We start from the raw sequence: 5,946 nt of genomic DNA, 5'->3' as shown, positions 1-5,946 counted from the left end.
AATAATTGCATGAGGCTTCGAAATAACAAACAAATTAAACCCAAACGAGATGCCACCTAAAATCGAAACAGCAACCAAGAGATAAACGTAAGATTGATTGAACTCAAATCTATCAATAATCGGGCTTGCGTGTTTTTGAGAAATTACTACCATTTTGATTAAATTTTAAATGTTTATTTCAAAGCCATATCAGCCTCTTTCGCCAAAAAGCCGGCACCTTCTTCAACTAATCCAGTCGTTTTCCAAGTTAAAAGAGCCTCGTCTGGCACAATATCAATCGGCGTAATGCTTGCCGAGTCTGAAGTAGATTCGTTATAACCAATATTAGAAGCACGATTATAGCACGAAATCATCGACCAACGAGCTTGATCTGACAAATTAGCTTCCGAACGATGCAAAAGATTACTGTGAAAAAATAGTATATCGCCTGCTTTGATTTCTACAAATACTAGATCCATAGTTTGCAGTGCCAAGTCAACATATCTTTGTGAAGCACCAACTTGTTCTCCCGCAAAACCGTGTTCAACTCTGTCCATTTTGTGCGAACCTTTGATTACTTGCAAACAGCCATTTTCTTTGTTGGCATCGGTTATAGCTACCATTACCGACATCATTTGGTCGGGCAGAAGGAATTCGTTTTTGTACCAATAGCCATAATCTTGGTGCCATTCCCATGCACCGCCCACTTTTGGTTCTTTTTGCATGAGTTTTGAATGAAAATGGCAAACAGCGGCATCGCCATCGAGCAATTTGTCAACAGAATTTACCAAACTTTCACTTCGAGTAAGTAACCCATAAACATCATCGCCAGGTTTATACCACAACGAAAGTTTGCTTCGTTTGCCCGTGCTGTCATTAACATTGATGGCGTTTTTGCTCATAGCTTTGTCATCAATTGCTATTTGATACAGCTTTGAAACCTCTTTTTGATTCAAAAACCCTCTAAGAATCAAATATCCATCTTGATTATACTCCTTAATTTGGTCAGGCGTTAATGATTGCTTTACCATGATTTTCGTTAGTTATTTTTAAAATTATATATTATTTTAAACCCTATTTGGGGCTTGTTATTTCAAATAATTGACCACCATATTCCTTCATAATTATTACTTTAAACCCACGTTCTTCTAATTGTTTACCTGTTGAATTGGCAACGATTTTTCCAGAAATAGATTCTTTAATAGTATATACTTTTACGGGATTTAGATAATTAATCGTTACTAATCTTTCCATTTCAACACCACCTTGTTTGAAAACGCCAATAATTCCTCCCGATTGGGTTTCAGTATTGATGCGTTGAAATCCGTCCCACATACCGTTCATCGGTTCACCAAATCCTGCTAAATCTTGTCTGAAACTCATGATATCATGCTTATTTGTCATTTTTTGTAACCAATCAGCGTAAGCTCTATATTTTTTCAAATCTGCAATCGACAATTTTCTTGGGTCGCCCAACATAATTGGCAAAGCTCCCGCCAATGACTTAATGTGCATTTCCCATCCTTTATCTTGCATTTCAGGATTACCAATGACCAAAGCCGTTGCAGGCATTGAGGGCGAACGCCACCAAGCCATGTTTCGCACTCGCAAGTCAAGATTTTCGTCGGGTGGACCGTAAAAGTTTGATAGCCAATTGCCTTCAGCATGTTTCAGCATGGCATAGTCAATGAGTTGTAAACCGCCCATGGTTTCAAAAGTACAGTCAATAAAAAGGTTGGGTTTGGCAACATGTAACTCATCGAAAAGCTTCCAGACCGATTCATAATTTGTATAGAATGACTCATGTTGATCTTGATGCCCCAAATGATTTATAGCATAACAACCAGTATTTTATTGCCAAATCGGTAGGGACTTGTAACAACCGTAAAATCAAGTTTCAAATATTCTAAACCATATTCTAAGGCGAGTTTCATCAAAACATCTTTAATATAATCTTTCCACGGCGTGCCAAAACAAGCCGTACGCATTTTCAAATCAGGCTCATGAAGGTTTGCTGGATTTTGATTTTCGTCTAATACAAACCACTCAGGATGAGCTTGATACACTTTACTTTCGGGCGAAGCACTCCCAACACTTACCCATAAGCCAGGTTTCATTCCCAACGATTTAATGTAATCGAATACAGGTTTGAGTCCATTTGGAAATTTTTTCTTATCAATAATCCAATCGCCATAATTATCTGCCCAGCCATCATCAATAATAAATTCCTTCATACCCGCATCGGCGGCGGCTTTTGCCAATTCCATGACTAATTTTTCATTGATATTTTTACCAAATGGTACCCACGTGTTATAAATGAAAGTTGGTTTTTGTGAAAGCTCTGATAAACGAATACCCAAATGTTTTCGCACAAAATCTGGTACTGCTGTATTGAGTATTTCGTTGGGGTCTTTGTGGTTGTTATACACCATCGTAAATACTTGAGGCGTTTCAAATGCTTCGCTTGGGTTGATGTATTTTCTGAAAGGAAAACGAGCATCTTTGTGGGTAAGTCCAGCACAAATCGTCGATTCTTGCCAAAATACCGAAGTGTGTTTTACTACACCCGCAGCTTCGTTACCAATCACAATACCTTGTTTCCAATTGCTATTATGCACCGTCAAAAGTGCGTCTTGCATATTGCCATCATAAGGGCCGATTGAACGTCTTCTGCCGTAATCATGGCAAATCCAACTAAATGTAGTAGCATAATAGTTTGTCACGCTAAACTTCTCAATATCAACCGACTCTAAAACAATCTTTTCTTTTGATAAATTATTGATAGTCAGACTTTTGCGAATCGCTGGTGAATTAGGATAAAGTAAATATTTCAGCGTAACTTCAATTAGTCTATCTTGGCTCAAAAGTATAACACTTGCACCTTCTCCTGCTTTTGTATCTGATGTTTTTCGAATCCCAACTAAACTCCAATTACTTAAACCCGAATAAACTTTGCTATTGATTTCAAATTGAAATTCAGAATTATTTTTCTCAAAATACTTAAATTCCCCACTTGTGGGTTTATACGAAGTTGTACCAAAACTACCCATTGAAACAGGAAGTTTGATATTTCGCTGGACAATTCCGTTGTTTAAAATCAATTCGGTTTTTGTCCATTTAGCAAAAGGTTCTTGAGCAAATACCGAATTCAGTATAAAAAGATTTAGAAAAAGATAAAGAGCAAGCAATTCTTTTCTAAGTAATTGATAATTAGGCCAATAAATCTTTTTTCTCTTCCAAAAAAGCCCTTTCTTTTCTTTCATAATTTTAAAAAATTTCTATTATTTATTTGTACTTTACTGATACAAAGTTCAGCTATTCCAAGAAATATAAAATGAATAATTTTATTATTAACATGGATTATTTTACTTTTGGTAAATTTTTAATAATTAAAGCAATTATGCAAAAAAGCAGAGGATTTGAAGGTGAATTAATCATTGAAATTCCAAAAGTAGCAACGGCAAGTTGTGAGAAAACGGCATTGATTCGCTCCTTATTTATTGCCCGAATGGGTTTTTTCCAAAAGCCTTGCATCATTATTATCAGCGACCAACAGGAATTTCACAAGTGATTTTTATTTATTGTACAGACGGCGAAGGTTGGGTACAACTTCAAAAAGAGAAAATTAAGGTAAATGCAGGAGAAGTATTTATTATTCCCAAAAACACGCCTCATTCTTATGGTGCAGATGCACAAAACCCTTGGACAATTTATTGGTTTCACTTTTTAGGGACTAACTGCGATGAAGTATTCAAGGCAATTATGGGCAATAAAGTAAATGTAGAGACGATTCAGGTAGGTTTTTCGGAGGAAAGAAATAATTTATTTCGACAGATGAATTCAACATTATTGAAAGGATATAGTACTTCTAATCTGCTTTTTGCCAACTTGAGCCTGCCCTATTATTTAGCCACATTTATTTCATTGGAGTATTTTCAAAAAAACGAAAATATTGTTCAACACATAAGCCCAACTGACAAAGCGATTAAGTTTATGCAACAAAATTTATCAACTACGCTCACACTGGATAATATTGCTCAATCGGCACATCTTTCGGTATCTTTTTTTTCAAGAAAATTCAAACAAGATACTGGTTATGCACCGATTGAGTATTTTAATCATCTCAGGATTCAAAAGGCGTGTCAGTTACTTCATTTCAGCGAACTACGAATCGGCGAAGTTGCATCAGAAATTGGGATTGACGACCCGTTCTATTTTTCAAGATTATTTAAGCAGCAAATGGGAGTTTCGCCAGTGAAATATCGTAAAAAAGAAGGATAAACTACCGTAAAATCAACTATTTAATTGTATAAGTAAAAAGAGCAAAACTATTCTTTTTAGCTAATTCAAATATAATTTCCCCCTCTTCAAGTACCTGACTTTCAAAGACTTTACCGTTGCCTGCTATGGGCTTAAAAATCACTCGCTTACCAACGGGCAACCATGTTTTGACTGCTTTTTTAGATGCAACGTTATTTTCTCTGAAAACTAAAATATAGCCTTCTTTCTCATTGCCGATTGATTGAAAACCCGTCCATTGTTTTCCATCAGGTTCATTTCCTATTGGAAAAATTTTACCAGCATGAATTTTTGTATTATGCTCTTTATATGTTTTTATCAATTTACTGCTTTCAAATGCCTCGGCGGGCAAGCCTGTTCCTTCAAACCATGCTAAAGGTTGAGCAAACATTGTTATGGCAAAAAGGTAATCAAATGAATAATTTTTTGGTGCATAAATATCATTTGCAGGATATTTATCAAGGTTTCTCCATTTGTTCAAAAACTCAATTTGAAAATTTTGAGCAGGTACATATTTCGATAAAGTCCATAAATTACGGAGTGTTGTGTAGGGATAATAATTTGTCCAATCGGTGTAACGATTTTCAAGAAAAATATTGCCGTATTCATTCAAATAATGATAACCGCCTCTCCTTCCAGCTGTTACATCAAGGTTAAAAACAACATTGTTTTTAGTTTCTGAACTAACTTTGTCTAAAAATTTTCTGAAATTTACTTCCGCTAATTTATCTGGTAAATTAACCCCGTCAATTTTGAAAGTACGAATACCATATTTTTGATAGAAACCAATCAGTGCATTGGCATCTTTTTCCCAATGTTGATTACTATTATCCTTACTCGGATTGAACCACAAACAAATCTCAATTCCTAACTCTTTCCCTTTTTTAATGATGGGTTCAAGTCCATTAGGAAACTTTTCTGGATTGGGTTCCCAATAACTTTTATTGTCCCAAATATTAGTTAGCGTACCACCTTTCTGTGCAGAATTTGACGAACGCCCCGTTTGCCAACCATCATCTAACTGAAAATGCGTAATACCCAATTTCGCTCCCGCTTCCAATTCTTCTAAAGCAAATTTTTCTTTTACTCTACTATCTTGACCTCTATCGCCCCAAGTATTCATCAGTACCATTTCATCTCTACCAGGCTTCTGAATTCTTATTTTTTTCTGATACTCTCGCAAGGCAATGTAGCTATTATTCTCTTCTCCTGCGTATACGCCCGTAGCAAATCCGTACCCACGTCGCCATTCTGATGGGTGCAAATCTGAAGGATTTAAACCTGCACCAATTACTTTAAAATTGCCAAATTCAGTATAAAAATCGCTACCGGGGTACGCCAATTGAACATTTGAGGTGGGTGCTTCTTTCAGAATAAATATACCATTTTCGCTTACATTATCATGGGCAAAAAGCAAATTACCCCGATAAAAATTAGGGCGATAAGAAATGGCTTGTACATTATTTAATGTAAGTTGCGTAGTATCTTAAAAGTAAAACCCTTCAAAAATGTGGTAATTTTGGTTTCCAAACTTAAAATTTCCTCATAGATGAAAGATTTTACAATTGCAATTTACTGTTTTATTGATGATTTATTGTTAAAAATAGATGACAAAGAATTAGATAAACGGCGAAAACTAACTAATTCCCAAGTAATCACAACGGTTAT

At 35.6% G+C, this 5,946-nt stretch carries 6 protein-coding genes; 2 read left to right on the top strand and 4 right to left on the bottom strand.

The features are described 5' to 3' along the window. Positions 1 to 173: 173 nt before the first annotated feature. Genes ACH2CJ_RS14475 through ACH2CJ_RS14465 form a run of 3 tightly spaced genes read right to left on the bottom strand, consistent with a single transcriptional unit; the run spans position 174 to position 3,242 of the window. On the bottom strand, positions 174 to 1,010 hold the full coding sequence (locus ACH2CJ_RS14475; protein WP_394993657.1) for a phytanoyl-CoA dioxygenase family protein: 837 nt from the start codon (positions 1,008 to 1,010) through the stop codon (positions 174 to 176). 43 nt (positions 1,011 to 1,053) lie between these two features. Further along, positions 1,054 to 1,803, bottom strand: a complete 750-nt coding sequence (locus tag ACH2CJ_RS14470) for a hypothetical protein (RefSeq protein ID WP_394993656.1) — start codon at positions 1,801 to 1,803, stop codon at positions 1,054 to 1,056. Between the two features lie 5 nt (positions 1,804 to 1,808). After that, positions 1,809 to 3,242: an alpha-galactosidase gene (locus ACH2CJ_RS14465; RefSeq protein ID WP_394993655.1), complete on the bottom strand. Its 1,434-nt coding sequence runs from the start codon at positions 3,240 to 3,242 to the stop codon at positions 1,809 to 1,811. 71 nt (positions 3,243 to 3,313) lie between these two features. Here ACH2CJ_RS14465 and ACH2CJ_RS14460 point away from each other — a divergent pair, with 71 nt between their 5' ends. Together ACH2CJ_RS14460 and ACH2CJ_RS14455 are read left to right on the top strand one after the other, a co-directional pair. Beyond that, complete coding sequence (locus tag ACH2CJ_RS14460) at positions 3,314 to 3,550, top strand: hypothetical protein (protein ID WP_394993654.1); 237 nt, start codon at positions 3,314 to 3,316, stop codon at positions 3,548 to 3,550. Then, the gene (locus ACH2CJ_RS14455) at positions 3,508 to 4,260 is read left to right on the top strand and encodes an AraC family transcriptional regulator (protein WP_394993653.1); all 753 of its coding nucleotides are present in this window, start codon (positions 3,508 to 3,510) and stop codon (positions 4,258 to 4,260) included. Before ACH2CJ_RS14460 ends, ACH2CJ_RS14455 begins: the two co-directional genes overlap by 43 nt. A gap of 16 nt (positions 4,261 to 4,276) precedes the next feature. Here the strand turns inward: ACH2CJ_RS14455 and ACH2CJ_RS14450 are convergent, their stop codons facing one another. Beyond that, the gene (locus ACH2CJ_RS14450; protein WP_394993652.1) at positions 4,277 to 5,695 is read right to left on the bottom strand and encodes an alpha-galactosidase; all 1,419 of its coding nucleotides are present in this window, start codon (positions 5,693 to 5,695) and stop codon (positions 4,277 to 4,279) included. Positions 5,696 to 5,946 lie beyond the last annotated feature (251 nt).

This window comes from Emticicia sp. (assembly GCF_043780375.1).
Taxonomy (GTDB): Bacteria; Bacteroidota; Bacteroidia; order Cytophagales; family Spirosomataceae; genus Emticicia.
This window is presented reverse-complemented; position numbering and strand designations above follow the sequence as displayed.

Bases quoted from the DNA above. Each gene is read 5' to 3' on its own strand.
- ACH2CJ_RS14460 (WP_394993654.1), top strand. From the start codon at position 3,314: ATGAATAATTTTATTATTAACATGGATTATTTTACTTTTGGTAAATTT.
- ACH2CJ_RS14465 (WP_394993655.1), bottom strand. From the start codon at position 3,242: ATGAAAGAAAAGAAAGGGCTTTTTTGGAAGAGAAAAAAGATTTATTGG.
- ACH2CJ_RS14475 (WP_394993657.1), bottom strand. From the start codon at position 1,010: ATGGTAAAGCAATCATTAACGCCTGACCAAATTAAGGAGTATAATCAA.